13 protein-coding genes and 1 pseudogene are annotated in these 13,915 nt (G+C 70.7%); 10 read left to right on the forward strand and 4 right to left on the reverse strand.

The genetic code is table 11. The annotated features are described in order from the left end of the window. The first annotated feature begins 19 nt into the window (after positions 1–19). From ACZ4FV_RS15575 to ACZ4FV_RS15610, 8 genes are all read left to right on the forward strand, one after another. Positions 20–1,057 carry a dipeptidase gene (locus ACZ4FV_RS15575; RefSeq protein ID WP_395859287.1) on the forward strand — a complete coding sequence of 346 codons (1,038 nt, stop codon included), beginning with the start codon at positions 20–22 and terminating at the stop codon, positions 1,055–1,057. Continuing rightward, positions 1,054–2,199, forward strand: a complete 1,146-nt coding sequence (locus ACZ4FV_RS15580; protein ID WP_402232585.1) for a M20 family metallopeptidase — start codon at positions 1,054–1,056, stop codon at positions 2,197–2,199. The genes ACZ4FV_RS15575 and ACZ4FV_RS15580 overlap by 4 nt, the downstream gene beginning before the upstream one ends. Next, complete coding sequence (locus ACZ4FV_RS15585) at positions 2,196–2,981, forward strand: GNAT family N-acetyltransferase (protein ID WP_395859289.1); 786 nt, start codon at positions 2,196–2,198, stop codon at positions 2,979–2,981. The genes ACZ4FV_RS15580 and ACZ4FV_RS15585 overlap by 4 nt, the downstream gene beginning before the upstream one ends. A 28-nt stretch (positions 2,982–3,009) precedes the next feature. Beyond that, entirely contained in the window at positions 3,010–4,110 is a 1,101-nt protein-coding gene (gene menC, locus ACZ4FV_RS15590; protein ID WP_402232587.1) for an o-succinylbenzoate synthase, read from the forward strand. 358 nt (positions 4,111–4,468) lie between these two features. Beyond that, positions 4,469–4,849 carry a hypothetical protein gene (locus tag ACZ4FV_RS15595; protein ID WP_395859291.1) on the forward strand — a complete coding sequence of 127 codons (381 nt, stop codon included), beginning with the start codon at positions 4,469–4,471 and terminating at the stop codon, positions 4,847–4,849. A gap of 228 nt (positions 4,850–5,077) precedes the next feature. Then, positions 5,078–5,923 (forward strand): isocitrate lyase/PEP mutase family protein, encoded by an 846-nt coding sequence (locus tag ACZ4FV_RS15600; RefSeq protein ID WP_395859292.1) that lies wholly within the window; start codon positions 5,078–5,080, stop codon positions 5,921–5,923. 91 nt (positions 5,924–6,014) lie between these two features. After that, a complete protein-coding gene (locus ACZ4FV_RS15605) occupies positions 6,015–7,184 on the forward strand; it encodes an NAD(P)/FAD-dependent oxidoreductase (RefSeq protein ID WP_395859293.1) in 1,170 nt (389 codons plus the stop codon). A 21-nt stretch (positions 7,185–7,205) separates the two neighbouring features. Continuing rightward, the gene (locus ACZ4FV_RS15610) at positions 7,206–8,075 is read left to right on the forward strand and encodes an RNA polymerase sigma-70 factor (protein ID WP_402232589.1); all 870 of its coding nucleotides are present in this window, start codon (positions 7,206–7,208) and stop codon (positions 8,073–8,075) included. Positions 8,076–8,156: 81 nt separating this feature from the next. On the opposite strand, the gene ACZ4FV_RS15615 is transcribed toward ACZ4FV_RS15610, so the two are convergent. Beyond that, positions 8,157–9,047: an NAD(P)-dependent oxidoreductase gene (locus ACZ4FV_RS15615; RefSeq protein ID WP_395859295.1), complete on the reverse strand. Its 891-nt coding sequence runs from the start codon at positions 9,045–9,047 to the stop codon at positions 8,157–8,159. Between the two features lie 322 nt (positions 9,048–9,369). Here ACZ4FV_RS15615 and ACZ4FV_RS15620 point away from each other — a divergent pair, with 322 nt between their 5' ends. Both ACZ4FV_RS15620 and ACZ4FV_RS15625 read left to right on the forward strand, forming a co-directional pair. Beyond that, complete coding sequence (locus ACZ4FV_RS15620) at positions 9,370–10,122, forward strand: hypothetical protein (RefSeq protein WP_395859296.1); 753 nt, start codon at positions 9,370–9,372, stop codon at positions 10,120–10,122. Positions 10,123–10,242: 120 nt separating this feature from the next. Continuing rightward, positions 10,243–10,659 (forward strand): hypothetical protein, encoded by a 417-nt coding sequence (locus ACZ4FV_RS15625; protein WP_395859297.1) that lies wholly within the window; start codon positions 10,243–10,245, stop codon positions 10,657–10,659. A gap of 79 nt (positions 10,660–10,738) precedes the next feature. On the opposite strand, the gene ACZ4FV_RS15630 is transcribed toward ACZ4FV_RS15625, so the two are convergent. The 3 genes and pseudogenes from ACZ4FV_RS15630 to ACZ4FV_RS15640 form a co-directional block, all read right to left on the reverse strand. Beyond that, positions 10,739–11,335 carry a hypothetical protein gene (locus tag ACZ4FV_RS15630; protein ID WP_465322772.1) on the reverse strand — a complete coding sequence of 199 codons (597 nt, stop codon included), beginning with the start codon at positions 11,333–11,335 and terminating at the stop codon, positions 10,739–10,741. 199 nt (positions 11,336–11,534) lie between these two features. Then, complete coding sequence (locus tag ACZ4FV_RS15635) at positions 11,535–12,824, reverse strand: YhgE/Pip domain-containing protein (RefSeq protein ID WP_402232593.1); 1,290 nt, start codon at positions 12,822–12,824, stop codon at positions 11,535–11,537. Positions 12,825–13,090: 266 nt separating this feature from the next. Beyond that, positions 13,091–13,915: pseudogene (locus ACZ4FV_RS15640) on the reverse strand (hypothetical protein); the annotation flags it as partial.

Consider the following 13,915-nt stretch of genomic DNA (forward strand, 5'->3'; position numbering starts at 1 on the left):
TCGACCGGAAGGACGCGATATGAGCGCCGAGCTGCACACCCGTGCCGTCGTGGCGGACACGCACAACGACCTCCTGATGGCCGTGGTCGAACGACCACCAAGCCGGTGGGCGAGTTTCTTCCGGGAACAATGGCTGCCCCAGCTTCGCGAGGGCGGGGTGGACATCCAGGTCCTGCCGGTGTTCGTGGACGACCAGTTCCGTCCGGAGGGCGCGCTGCGGCGGACGCTGCGGATGGTCGAGTGCGCGCACGCGATCGCCGAGGGCAACCCGGACGAGGTGCGGCTGTGCCTGGACGGCGACGACATCGACGCGGCGCTGGCCGCCGGCAGGATCGCGCTCGTGCTCGCGTTGGAGAGCGCGCCCGGCGTGGACGCCGACCTGGAACTGTTCCGTACGCTGTACCGCCTCGGCGTCCGGGTCGCCTCGATCGCGCACTGGGGTCGCTCCGCGCTGGGCGACGGCAGCGGTGAGGACGCCACCGGCAGCCGGCTGACCCACGCCGGTGTCGAGGCGCTGCGCGAGATGGAACGGCTCGGCATCGTGTTCGACATCTCCCACCTGGGGGCGGTCGGTGTCGCACACGTGTTGGAAGAGGCGACTCGTCCGCTGATCGCCACCCACTCGGGTGCCCGGGCGTTGTGCGACCACCACCGGAACCTGACCGACGAGCAGATCCGGGGCGTGGCCGCCACGGGCGGCGTCGTGTGCGTCAACTTCGTGCCCGACTTCCTGTCCAGGGACCGGGACCGGCAGAACATCGACGGGCTCGTCGACCACATCGAGCACATCATCGACCTGGTGGGTGTCGACCACGTCGGGATCGGCCCCGACTTCCTGCGCGAGGTGCTCGCCGACATCACCCCGCCGTGCTGCGAGGGCGTCGACTACACCGGCGTGGACGCCACCACCGAACTGCCCGGGCTGAACGGCCCGGCCGAACTTCCCGCGCTCACCGAGGCGTTGGTGCGGCGCGGACTGGGTGAGAAGGAGATCATGGCGATCCTCGGCGGCAATGTGCACAGGTTGTTCCGTGCCGAGCTGGGCCTGGCCCGATGAGCGGCGCGACGGCCGGTTCGACGGCCGGTGCACCCGTGTTCGACACCGACGCGATGCTGGCCGACCTGGCCGAGTTGGTGCGCTGCGAGTCCTTCTCCGCCGACTTGGCGGCGGTGGCGCGCAGCGCGGACGTGGTCGCCGCCCAGGGTGCGCGTCACCTCGGCGTGCAGCCGCGCCGGATCGTGCTGGACGGGGTGACCCACCTGCAGTGGACGTTCGGCACACCGCGCGTCCTGCTGGTCGGGCACCACGACACGGTGTGGCCGATGGGCTCGTTGGCCACCCACCCGTGGTCGGTCGTGGACGGGATCGCCCGGGGGCCGGGTGTCTTCGACATGAAGGCCGGTCTGGTCCAGATGTTCCACGCGCTCGCCTCGTTGCCCTCGCTGGACGGCATCGGGGTGCTGATCACCGGCGACGAGGAGGTCGGCTCGACCACCTCGCGCGCCCTGATCGAGGACTCGGCCCGCGGCTGCGCGGCGACCTTCGTTTTGGAGGCGTCCGCCGACGGTGGGGCGCTGAAGACCGGGCGCAAGGGTGGCTCCCAGTACGAGTTGGTCGTGCACGGCAAGGCCGCGCACGCGGGCCTGGAGCCGGAGAGGGGCATCAACGCGGCGATCGAGGCCGCGCACCTGGTGCTCGCGCTCGGCGGCTTGGCCGATCTGGCGGACGAGGGCGCCTTGGACGGATGGCGCACCACGGTGACCCCCACGGTGGTCGAGGCGGGCGCGGTGTCCAACACCGTCCCGGATCGGGCCCGGGTGACCGTGGACGTCCGGGTGCCCACGATCAAGGCCCAGGAGCGGGTGGACGAGTTGATCCGGGCGCTGCCCACGACCGTGCCGGGTGCTCGGCTCGAGGTGCTCGGCGGTCCCAACCGACCCCCGCTGGAGGAGAGTTCCTCCAGCGCGCTGTTCGACCTCGCGGACCGGGTGGCGAGCGGCAGCGGTCTGCCGCCGCTGCGTGCCGCGGCCGTCGGGGGTGCCTCCGACGGCAACTTCACCGCCGGCGTCGGCTGCCCGACCCTGGACGGCCTGGGCGCGGTCGGCGGCGGTGCGCACGCCGACCACGAGCACGTGATCGTGTCCGAGTTGGCGCCGCGCGCGCTGCTGCTCGCCGGTCTGATCGAGGCGGTCCGATGAGCGCCGTGGTCATTCGGGAGCTGCACGAACTCCACGAGCTCGAAGACGCGTTCACCCTGTTCTGCGAGATCTGGGGGACCGGACCGGGTAACGCGCCGATGTCCGTCGAACAGATGCGCGCACTCTCGCACGCCGGGAACTACGTCGCCGGGGCCTACGCGGAAGGGCGTATCGTCGGCGCCACCGTCGGGTTCTTCGGCGCTCCCATCGCCCGCACGATGCACTCACACGTCACCGGCGCCCGCCCCGGCCACGCGGCCGGGTTCGCGCTCAAGCTGCACCAGCGCAACTGGGCCCTGGCCCGCGGCGTGACCCGGATCACCTGGACCTACGATCCGCTGATCCGGCGCAACGCCCACTTCAACGTGACCAAGCTGGCCGGTCGCCCGGACGGCTACCTGCCCAACTTCTACGGCTCGGTCGACGACGCGATCAACGGCGGTACCGACACCGACCGCGCGCTGGTGATCTGGGACCTGTCCGACCCCAGGGTGGTCGCGGCCGCGAACCTTACGCCGATCCCGGTCGCGGTGCCGGCGGGTGCGGTGGCCGCGCTGTCCGTCGAGGGCGACCTGCCGGTCCTGGGCCGGACGGACGCCGACCACCTGCTCGTCGAGGTCCCCGCGGACATCGAGAAGTTGCGGCGCACCGACCCCGGCGCCGCCAAGGACTGGCGGATCGCCCTGCGCGAGGTGCTGGGCGGCCTGCTGGCCGACGGCGCGCGGGTGATCGGCTTCCAGGACAAGTCCCGCTACGTCCTCACGCGCGACACCGCCGCGTGACCCCCCAACGATCAGGAGTCCAGGCACCATGAAGATCACCGGAATCGAACTGCGCCGGATCGCGATGCCGTTGCGCGCGCCGTTCCGCACCTCCTTCGGCGTCGAGACCGCACGCGACATCCTGCTGCTCCGCGTGGTCACGCCGGAGGCGGAGGGGTGGGGCGAGTGCGTCGCGATGTCCGATCCGCTGTACAACTCGGAGTACGTGGACGGCGCGGTCGACGTGCTCAAGCGCTTCTTCATCCCCGCGCTGCCGGAGCGGGTGGACGCCCTGTCGGTCAAGCGGGCGCTGAAGCCGTTCAAGGGCCACAAGATGGCCAAGGCGGCGCTGGAGACCGGCGTACTGGATGCCCAACTGCGGGCCGCAGGACAGTCGTTCGGATCGTTCCTGGGCGCCTCCCGGGACCGGGTGCCGTGCGGGGTGTCCGTGGGGATCATGGACTCGATCCCGCAACTGCTCGAATCCGTCGGTGAGTTCGTCGACGAGGGCTATGTGCGGATCAAGCTGAAGATCGAGCCGGGCTGGGACCTGGCGCCGGTGCGCGCGGTGCGCGAGCGGTTCGGCGACGATCTGCTGCTGCAGGTGGACGCGAACGCCGCGTACACGCTGGCCGACGCGCGTCAACTGGCCAAGCTGGACGCGTTCGACCTGCTGCTGATCGAACAGCCGCTGGCCGACGACGACCTGGTCCAGCACGCCCAATTGGCCAAGCAGATGCGCACGCCGATCTGCCTGGACGAGTCGATCGAGTCGGTCGAGGACGCCGCGGCGGCGATCACCCTGGGCTCCGCGTCGATCATCAACATCAAGCCCGGTCGGGTCGGCGGCTACCTGGAGGCCAAGGCGATCCACGACCTGTGCGTGGCGCACGGCGTACCGGTGTGGTGCGGCGGCATGTTGGAGACCGGGTTGGGTCGGGCCGCCAACGTGGCGCTCGCCGCGCTGCCCGGCTTCATCCTCCCCGGCGACACCTCGGCCTCGCGTCGCTACTACGCCACCGACATCACCACGCCGTTCGAACTCGCCGACGGCCACCTCGATGTGCCCACCGGCCCCGGCCTGGGCATCGACCCGATCGTCGACATCCTGGACTCGGTGACCACGTCCAGCGAGTGGATCAAGTTCTGAGACACCCCGACGGCGCCCGGTCGTTCGACCGGGCGCCGTCGGCACCCGAATCGGTACGAAGGCATCCGCCGGCCGGGCGTCGTCGTCCGGGGATCGGTCCTCGGCATCCGCATCATGAGACGCGTTGGACGGCGCGGGGCGGGTGTGCCAGGTTCGACGTCATGCGACGTCGGATGATTATTACCGGCAGCGTGCCGACACCGGGCTGACCAGGACGACCACTTCCCTGCGGCCCACCGTCCGCACGCAGACCTCTCGCGCTTCGCGAGGGGTCTTTCTGTTTTCCCGGCCCGGCCCCGCCTCCGACGCTCGTCGACGCCACCCGATCCCCCGCACAGCGACAGGAGAACAGCGACTCATGGTTGACGACGGCACCCAGGTCCTCGAAGCCCCCCGGTTCGTGGGGCCCGCCCCGAGCCTCGCCGATCCCGCTCCGAGCCTCGCCGATCCGGCCCCGGCCGCAGCGCCCGCACCGCTCGCCGCGCCCGAGGGCGACGCGGTCGATCCCGTCGGCGAGACCGCCCGGTTGGTGGCCCGGATGCGCCACGGCCACGGCGTGCTCGCCCGGGTCGCCACCACGCTGAACAACCACGGCGTACGCCGACTCACGTACGTGTCCACCGAGTTCGGGGCCGCCACCGTGGAGGTCACCGTGCTCGCCCGGGACGCGGCCCGGGTCGAGGCGAGACTGCGCCGGATGGTCGAGGTGGTCGAGGTCGACCGGGTAGCCGCGACCTGACCGGCGCGCGTGCGTAGGTTCACCCGCTCCCGCCGACCACCTCGCGATACGTCCCCCAGGGCGGGCGGTTGGTATGGATTGACATGAATCGACCAAGATCTCCATACTGCCTGTGTAGTCACATGGCTACACATGGAGACCGGGTCTTCGGGCGACCGCAGGTGCTCCGCCCGCTTCGGAGACGTGTCGGGTTCGACCTCGGCTCCGCGCCCGACCCTCGGAGAACTCGTGCTCTACGGCAGCGCATTGCGAGACGACCTGGCCGGCACGCGGACCACGCCGCTGGTCGGCATCCATGACATGTACTCCGCGTCCTTGGCGGCGAGCCACTTCGACGGCTTCTTCGTCTCCGGCTTCGGCTTCGCCGCTTCGTACTACGGGCTGCCCGACATCGGCTTCATCGCCTGGCCCGACATGGTGGCGTTCGTCGAACGCCTGCGCCTCGCCTTTCCCCGGCAGCACCTCCTGGTCGACATCGACGACGGGTACGGCGATCCGGAGGTGGCCTGCCATGTGGTGCGGCGGCTGGACCGGGCCGGGGCGTCCGGGGTGATCCTGGAGGATCAGGCGCGGCCCCGGCGCTGCGGTCACGCCGACGGCAAACTGCTGCTGCCGCTGGACGACTACCTGGACAAGCTGACCCGGGTCCTGGACTGCCGCGGCGACCTGGTCGTGGTCGCGCGCACCGACGCCACCGAGCCGGACGACATCCTGCGCCGCGCGAAGGCGCTGGCCAAGACCGACGCCGACGTGGTCCTGGTGGACGGCGTGCGCAGCGTCGAGTGGATCCGCCGGATCCGCGCGGCGGTCGCGGACAAGCCGCTCCTGTTCAACCAGATCGCGGGTGGCAAGTCGCCGCGCCTGTCCCTGACCGAACTGGCCGACCTGGGCGTGGACGCGGCGATCTACAGCACGCCGTGCCTGTTCGCCGCGCACACCGCGATCGACACCGCGCTGGCCGAACTGATCCGGTCCGACGGCCGGTTGCCCGCGCCCGACGGCCCGGCCGCGGTCGGCGTCCGAACCGCCACCGAGCTCCTGGAACGAAACCTCGGCACCCGATACCCGGAGTGACCGAACTTATGTGACCTGGATCACGCACGAGGTCATGTCACGTTCTGCCGACCCTTCCCGTCCACGGGGGCAAACAAGGAAGGGAAGGACCATGACACAGCGCATCCTGGTGATCGGGGCCGGTTACGCGGGCATGACCGCGGTGCTCGGTGTGGCCCGGCGCACCCGCAAACACGACGTCCGGATCACCCTGGTCAACCCGATCGGCCGGTTCACCGAGCGGCTGCGGCTGCACCAGCGGGCCGCCGGCGAAGAGCTCGCCGATCTTCGGATTCCCGACATGCTCCGCGGCACCGGAATCGACTTCGTGCAGGCGCGGGTGACGCACGTCGACGCGGCCGGCCGTACCGTCCGGCTGCACGACGACCGGTCGATCGGCTACGACACCCTCGTGTACGCGCTCGGCAGTGTCGCCGACACCGTGACGGTGCCGGGTGTGCGCGAACACGCCTTCACGCTCGACAGCGCCGCCGCGGCCGGCCGGCTGGCCGAACGTCTCACCGAGCTCGACGCGACCGGCGGCACCGTGGTCATCGGCGGCGCCGGCCTGACCGGGATCGAGGCCGCGGCGGAGATCGCCGAGAACCACCCGGCCCTGCGGGTCGTCCTGCTCAGCCGGCACGAGCCCGGCGCGATGATGGGCGCCAAGGCGCGCGCCCACCTGCACGCGGCCCTCGACCGCCTCGGCGTCCGGGTCCGCACCGCCACCACGATCGTCAAGGTGCTCCCGGACGCGGCCGAACTGGAGGACGGCGAGCTCGTGCACGCCGACGCGCTGCTGTGGACGACCGGGGTACGGGTGTCGCCACTGGCCGCCGAAGCGGGTCTCACCGTCGACGAGCGCGGCCGGATCGTGGTCGATCCGACGCTGCGCTCGGTCTCCCACCCGCAGGTGTACGCGATCGGCGACGCGGCGGCGGTCCGCCAGACGTACGGCGTCATCCACGGCACCTGTCAGAGCGGCATCCCGACGGGGGCGCACGCCGCGGCGTCGATCGCCCGGCAGGTGGAGGGCAGGGAGCCCGAGGCGTTCCGGTTCGGGTACATCCATCAGCCGGTGAGTCTGGGACGCCACGACGGCGTCATCCAGTTCACCCACCCCGACGACACGCCGCGCCGGTTCGTCCTGACCGGCAGGTGGGCGGTGATGTACAAGGAGTTCGTCAGCAGCTCGCCGTGGAAGTCGTTCCGCCTGCTGAAGAGGATCGGCGGAGCCGTAAAGTGGCCGACCGGAGGCCGGGCCACTCGTCGGGCACGATGACCGAGGGGACGAGGGAGACACGTGGTCGACACGGACGTGTTCGAGGACCACCGCAACCTGCTGTTCTCGGTGGCCTACCGCATGCTGGGCAGCGCGGCCGACGCGGAGGACGTCGTCCAGGAGGCGTGGCTGCGCTGGTCGTCCGCGGACCGTTCCGATGTGCACGACCCCAAGCCGTACCTGGTGCGGATCGCCACGAACCTCGCGGTGGACGCGCTGCGTTCGGCCCGGGTGCGCCGGGAGACCTACGTCGGCCCCTGGCTTCCCGAGCCGATTTCGACCGGTCCGGACGTGGCCGAGAACGCGGCGCTGGCCGACTCGGTGTCCCTGGCGATGCTCGTCGTGCTGGAGTCGCTCTCCGAATTGGAGCGGGCGGTCTTCGTGCTCCACGAGGTGTTCGGCTTCCCCTACGCCGAGGTCGGTACGGCGATCGACCGGCCCGAGGCGACCGTCCGGCAACTGGGCCACCGCGCCCGCGAGCACGTGCGGGCGCGCCGACCCCGGTACGCGGCCGACCGGGGCGCCCGCAAGGCCGTCACCGAGAAGTTCTTCGCCGCGACCACGGGCGGCGACATCAACGAACTCATGCAACTGCTCGCCCCGGACGTCACGATCTGGACCGACGGCGGCGGCAAGGTCCGCGCCGCGCTGCGCCCGATCGTCGGCGCGGACAAGGTCGCGGCCTGGCTCGCCGGCGTCACCAAACGCCCGTACGAGGGCGTCGACCTCGCCGACATGGTGCCCGACCTGGCCGAGATCAACGGCGAGCCCGCGCTGCGGATCAGCGCATACGGTCGGGTGGTCACGGTGATCGCCCTGGAGACCGGCACGGACGGCCTCATCCACGGCATCCGCATGGTGGCCAACCCGGACAAACTGAGCCGCGTCTGACCCTCGCGGACGCGGCGCTCCGCGCCCTTTCGGTGCCGGTGCCGGGGCCGGGTGCCGAGCACCGGTTGCCGGGTGTCGCGTCTACGGCTGTGTCGGCGGCAGGCGCAGGAGTTCGGTCACGGCCGAGATGCTGTGTTCACCGTGGCCTGCCTCGGCCGTGCGCCGCACCAGGTCGTGCAGTGGCGCGAGCCAGGACGTGTCGACGTTCGTCTCCTTGGTCAAATCCTCGTCGTGGGCCGCTCCGGCGATGAAGAGGTTCACGGTGGCGGCGGCGTCGGTGTAGTCGCCGCTGTCGATCTCCTGGGCGAAGGTCGGCAGCAGCGACTTGATCATGTCCAGCCACTTGCCGGCGAACCGCACCGTGGTGTCGGCCCGAAGCCCGCGGGCCTGGACGGCGGCCGCGCCCTGGAAGAAGCCGACGAGCGCGGGGAGCAGGATCGCACCGACCGCCATCTCGTACAGCGCGGCCAGGTCGGTTTCGTCGCCGAGGTGGACGGTGTCGCCACCCAGCACCTTCAGGGTCGCCTCGTGCTCCTCGAAGACGGATCTGTCGCCGCTGTAGTACAGCAGCGTGTCCGGCGCCCCCACGGCCGCCGGTACATTCTTGACCGCCCCGGCCAGAAAGCGGGCGCCGTGCGCATCGGCCCAGGCCGCTGTTTCGCGGGCACCGATCGGGGAGCCGCTGTTCAAGGTGACCAGGGCCCGCCCGCGCAATGCCCGCGCAGCGGGTGCCAGTGCGCCGAGCGTGTCGTCGAAGGTGGTCAGGCAGGTGATCACGAGCGGACTCGCCGCGACCGCGTCCGCCACGGCCTCGGCGTGGACCGCACCCGCGGCCACGAGGGCGGCGGCCTTGCCCGGCGTACGATTCCACACCGTCGTCGGATGGCCGGCGGCGATGAAGGCCGCGGCCAACGCGCGGCCCATCGAACCGAGCCCGATCACGGTCACGGGCGTGCGATTCTCGTCGGCCATGTGCGCTCCACTCCACGTCGGTGTCGCCGGTAAATACGAACGAGCCTGTGCGCGCCGCCGGTCCGGGTGAACTCGGCGCGCCGCTCGCTTCCATGCTGGAGGAGCACATGCGGTCCCTCAAGTACCTACATTTTTGTCGGGTACTTACATTTTGGTAAGGATGGAGGATGAAGCCGAGCCGGGCCGTACAGGTCGCGGCCAACAGGCCGAACGTCCAGGGAAGTCCCTCGTCCGGACCGGCAATGTGCCGCAATCGCATGTGGCACGAGGTCCTCCTCGATAGGTTTTCCTCGTTTCCCCATGGGAGGAGTTCGGTCGGTATATGTCTCAGCCACAGGGCCCGCCGACCGGATCGCCGAGAAGTCAACTGGCCAAGGCGACGCCTCCGGAAGTGGACAGCGACAAGCTGCGTCATGTCGTCGCCGACACCTATGCGAAGCCGGGCGACACCGGGACCTGGGTCGGCAATGGCAAGTCCGCCGCGGCCCTGCGTGCCGAACTGCACGACGGGCGACCCACGGGCCCTCCGGGTCGAGAGCTCTTCCACGCCGTCGATGCCGTCGACCTGCTCGGTCGATATCGCAAGGCGCTCCGGGAGCCCGGACTCTCGGCCCGGGACAAGTCGGTCATCCTGGCCGAGTCCGGCGAGCTGTACCGGACACTTCAGATGCGCGACGTGGCGGGTGGCATCACCGCGTGGCTGCACGCCAATCCGGAGCGCGCGAACACCATGCTGAACGCGGTCGAGTCGGTGAAGGCCGAACCCGAGCTGGCGTCGGTGACGGGGTCGCGTTTTCTCACGTCCACTTTCAAGCGCCCCGCCCTCGAGGCGGTGGTTCCCGACATGGGTCTGATCGCGGATCTGCGGCGCCACTTGGCCAGACCCGAACCGCAGAACCTCGCGTCCGAGGCCGCGCGCGTCGCGGCCCGGGGCATGGGCCGGGCCGCGGCACTGATCGAAACCGCGCGGGGATCCGAGGCCCTGCGCCCACAACCGGGACGCAGTGGCGGGCTCGCGGCTTCGAACGATTCGACCAGGAAACGCGGACGCAACGGCCCGGAGGCCGACCCCTGACGGTGCCCCCGCACCGCGCCGTGCGAGGCCGCGCGGGATCCGCGGCCGGTCGAACGATACGATCTCACCGCAAATGCCGCTTCGGGCACCGTGGTTCACGTGATGGGAAGAGGGCAGGACGTGCCGGAGTCTCGCGAGCCCGCGTTGACGTTTCGAGGACTGTTCGACTGGTTGTGGGAACGGCTCCCGGAGGCGCGCCCCCACCTTGCCGAGCTGAAGGCGGACGCCGAACTCGACGCCGTGCAGGAAGGCCGCGTGATCCCCGACGCCTCCGTCGGTTACCTGCTCAATCCGTACGGCATCCTCTCCGACGCGCTCTTCTGGCCCGTGATCGTCCCGGCCGTCGAGACCCGGAACGGCGACCTGCTGGCGCGGACCGCAGCGATCGTGGAGGCCCTTCTGGCCGCCGCCGACGAGGACATCCGCGACGCCGCCGACCTGCGGGTGGTCTCCCCGCTGCTCGGCCACGCCGAGTACTGGTCGATCTTCCGCCACGTCGCGGGCCCGCGCCTCCTGGCCATGACCACCCGAAGCTAGGACCGGCCCAAGCCGGGACCTGCCGAGACAGACCACCGACCCACTCACGCCCGTCGGCCCGGCCCGGCCCGGGGACGGGTCAGTAGCCGCGTTGTGGGGTGCGATGCGGTGAGTTCTTCAGGTCGCTGCCCGCGCCCAGAGTCGTGGCGCGTGGGTGGGCGACCTGGGTGGTTCGGTTCACGGAGGGGTTCGATCCGCGGGCCGGTGTCATGCCGGTGGCAGCGATCCCCGCAGAGCCGGAGCCGAGAGCGGGAGCGGGAGCGGAGAGAAACGGGGAGGGGATCTTGTCCGCCGGGACGCGCCCCCGCGTTGCGGCGGTCGAATCGGTTCCGAAGACGTCCGGGCCCTGCTCCAGCATGCGTCGACTCGAGGTGTGTTCGCGCGGCGCGTGGTGTTCCACCTCGCCGTCCAGGGCGTCGCCTTCCAAGACCTCGGTGCCCTTGTACTCCGGCTCGGTGACGCGGTCGATGTCCGGGACATCGCCGTCCCGATATACGTCCGGCCCGACATTTGCCTCGGTAGCCGTTCCCCGACGATTGTCCGTGTACTTCGGCTCCATGTCGTAGTCGATGTCCGGAACATCGCCGTCCAGATATTCGCCACGCCGGGGACGCGCCTCGGCGGCGGCCCCCCGACGGCGACGGCGATCCGACGACGAATCACGAATCTCGGGCACTGGAGGGGTCCTTTGGTCTCACGGATCCGGGATCTTCGCCACCGGTACGGGTTCGACCACGATATCCCGCGGTGCTCGCGGGCCGGCCGAATCAGCGGGATCGGCACCGGGTTCGGCGGATATCGGACGAGACGAAGCATCGATCCCGACGCCTGCCGAATCGGCCCGGGTCGCCCGTTCGCGGCCGGGTTCGGTGGGGCTACTCGGGTGTCGGGGCGACGCGGTGCAGTTGTTTGCGGTCGTAATAGGTGGTCATCGCGAAGCCGAAAGCGAGGCCCGCCAGTGCGCCGAAGGCGATGCCCGCCCAGGCCCGGGTCAGGCCCGCGTCGGCGCGGGCGTCGAAGTACAGGATGGCGCGTACGCCGTCGCTGAGTTGGCGCATCGGCTCGAACGCGGACAGCACCCGGTAGAAGCGCGGCAGCGCCTGGAGCGGGATGGTCGCGCCGGAGGACGGCAGCGCCAGCACGATGAACACGAACATGCTCACCAACTGGCCGATCCCGCCGAAGGCCGCGTTGATCGCCTGGACGCCCAGCCCCACCGCGGTGCTCGCGCAGATCGAGAAGACCCACAGCAGGGGCAGGTGGGACGCGTCCATGTCCAGGATGCCGATCGTGGCGAACATGATCAGGGTCGCGGTCAGCACCGACAACACGGCCGACATCACGCACTTGACCGCGAGTTGATGGGTGCGGGTGATGTGTACCAGTGGGCGTTCGGTACGCCACGGGCCGATCTCACTGGCCACGTAGCCGAGCCCGACGTCGACCCCGTTGCTGATGATGTTGCCGCCGAGGAAGCCGGCCAGTACCAGCAGGAGCGTGTAGTAGAACGCGGTCAGCCCCAGTCCGCTGCGGGGGGCGATCGGGTGGCCCACCGCGACGGCGACCGCGATCGGGTCCGCGAGCAGCAGGCGACCGGCCGTGGTGGTCTGCCCCGGAGCCGCCTGCGGCGCGCCGGTCAGCGTCGCGCCGAGCTGCAACGAGGCGGCGTGCAAGGCCTGTTGGGCGATCGCGGTGGACAACGAGGAGGCCAGGCTGCCCGCTCCGGGGTTGGTCAGTAGGTTGACCGTCGGGCGGGTCGGCGCGGCCGGCGCGGGCGTGTTCAGGGCGGCCACCGACGCGGTGAAGTCGGCCGGCACCACGATCGCGCCGTACAGCTTGCCCGAGGCCATCCGTCGGCGTGCCGACGCCTCGTCGAGAACGCGCCAGGACACCGTGTCCCCGGGGTCGGGCGCGGCGGCGATGCCGGCGATGATGCGCGCGCCCAGGTTCTCCGTCCCGCCCGCCGACGGCACGCCCTGGTCCGCGTTGACCAGGCCGATCGGCAGGCGGTGCAGGTCCCTGCGCGGATCGAGGATGCCGCCCATGTACAGGATGGAGAGCAGGAAGGCCAGCAGCCCCACGATGACCGAGGGCATCACCCAGATCCGCGGGTTGCGCAACACCCGCGACGCACCCACCCAGGGGGTGGACTGGTTCGATGCCATCACTCTCCAGAGAAGCCGAGGGGCGGGCCGACCACCCGCGCCGGGTGCGGGCGGACACGGTCACCGTGCGCGAGATGGTCACCCCTTCACCGCCCCCCGAAACCCCACCTGCGCGAGACGAGCGAACCCCCTTGCGCCCGACACCCACCCCACCCCCAACGACTCCGGCGACACCAGGGCCCCGCCCCGCCGCCGGCGGCGGGCACGCGAAAGCCTCGCTCCCGGCGTGGGGCGCCGGGAGCGAGGCCGTTGTCGGTCGCGTGCGATCAGGAGATGGTCACGTCGTCCACGAGGAACGTGGTGACGAGTGACGAGTCCTCGGAGCCCGCGAAGGTGATGGTGACCGTCTGCCCCGCGTAGGCGCTCAGGTTCACCGTGCGTTGCACGTAGGCACCGGTGGCGCCGACGTTGGAATAGGTGGCCAGGGTGGTCGAACCGATCTTGATCTTGAGCGTGTCGTAGACCGTGTTGCCGGTTTCCCGGGTGGTGGTCTTGATCCACGCGCGCAGGTTCGGCGAACCGGCCGGGATCGTGACGTTGGCCTGGCTCAGGTTCTCCGTGGCCGTGGAGCCGTAGCCCATCATCCACGCGTACCAGGAGCCGCCGTGCGCGGAACCCGGGTTGCTGTTGGTGATGATGTTGGCGTTCTGCGTCCAGTTGGCGGTGCCCGCTTCGAAGTCACCGTTGCGCAGCGCGTTGCCGGGCGGGCCGCTGCCCACGGTCAGGGTGTACTGGGCCGTGTGCGTGGCCGTTGCGCCGGTACCGGTGACCGTGATCACGTAGGTGCCGTTCGCCGCGTTCGCCGCCGCGGTCGCGGTCAGCGTCGAGGACGCGCCGGACTGGATGGAGTTCGGGGTCAGGGTCACGGAGACGTCGGTGGGCTGACCCGACGCGGTCAGCGCGACGGTTTGCGCCACACCGGAGGTGACGGTCGTACTCAGCGTCGACGAGACCGAGTTGCCGGCCTGTACGGTGCCCGAGTTCGGGCTGAGGGTCATCGAGAAGTCGTTCTGGCCCGGGCCGCCGGTGCAGGTGGGGTCGTTGGGTTGGGCGGGGACGCTGACGGCGTCCCAGGCGGCCTTGGTCTTGTT

Source organism: Embleya sp. NPDC025285, from assembly GCF_055558835.1.

What these genes read in the sequence shown, in the direction of transcription:
- ACZ4FV_RS15575 (WP_395859287.1), top strand. Translation starts at nt 20, where the DNA reads ATGAGCGCCGAGCTGCACACCCGTGCCGTCGTGGCGGACACGCACAAC.
- ACZ4FV_RS15580 (WP_402232585.1), top strand. Translation starts at nt 1,054, where the DNA reads ATGAGCGGCGCGACGGCCGGTTCGACGGCCGGTGCACCCGTGTTCGAC.
- ACZ4FV_RS15585 (WP_395859289.1), top strand. Translation starts at nt 2,196, where the DNA reads ATGAGCGCCGTGGTCATTCGGGAGCTGCACGAACTCCACGAGCTCGAA.
- menC (WP_402232587.1), top strand. Translation starts at nt 3,010, where the DNA reads ATGAAGATCACCGGAATCGAACTGCGCCGGATCGCGATGCCGTTGCGC.
- ACZ4FV_RS15595 (WP_395859291.1), top strand. Translation starts at nt 4,469, where the DNA reads ATGGTTGACGACGGCACCCAGGTCCTCGAAGCCCCCCGGTTCGTGGGG.
- ACZ4FV_RS15605 (WP_395859293.1), top strand. Translation starts at nt 6,015, where the DNA reads ATGACACAGCGCATCCTGGTGATCGGGGCCGGTTACGCGGGCATGACC.
- ACZ4FV_RS15615 (WP_395859295.1), bottom strand. Translation starts at nt 9,047, where the DNA reads ATGGCCGACGAGAATCGCACGCCCGTGACCGTGATCGGGCTCGGTTCG.
- ACZ4FV_RS15620 (WP_395859296.1), top strand. Translation starts at nt 9,370, where the DNA reads ATGTCTCAGCCACAGGGCCCGCCGACCGGATCGCCGAGAAGTCAACTG.
- ACZ4FV_RS15635 (WP_402232593.1), bottom strand. Translation starts at nt 12,824, where the DNA reads ATGGCATCGAACCAGTCCACCCCCTGGGTGGGTGCGTCGCGGGTGTTG.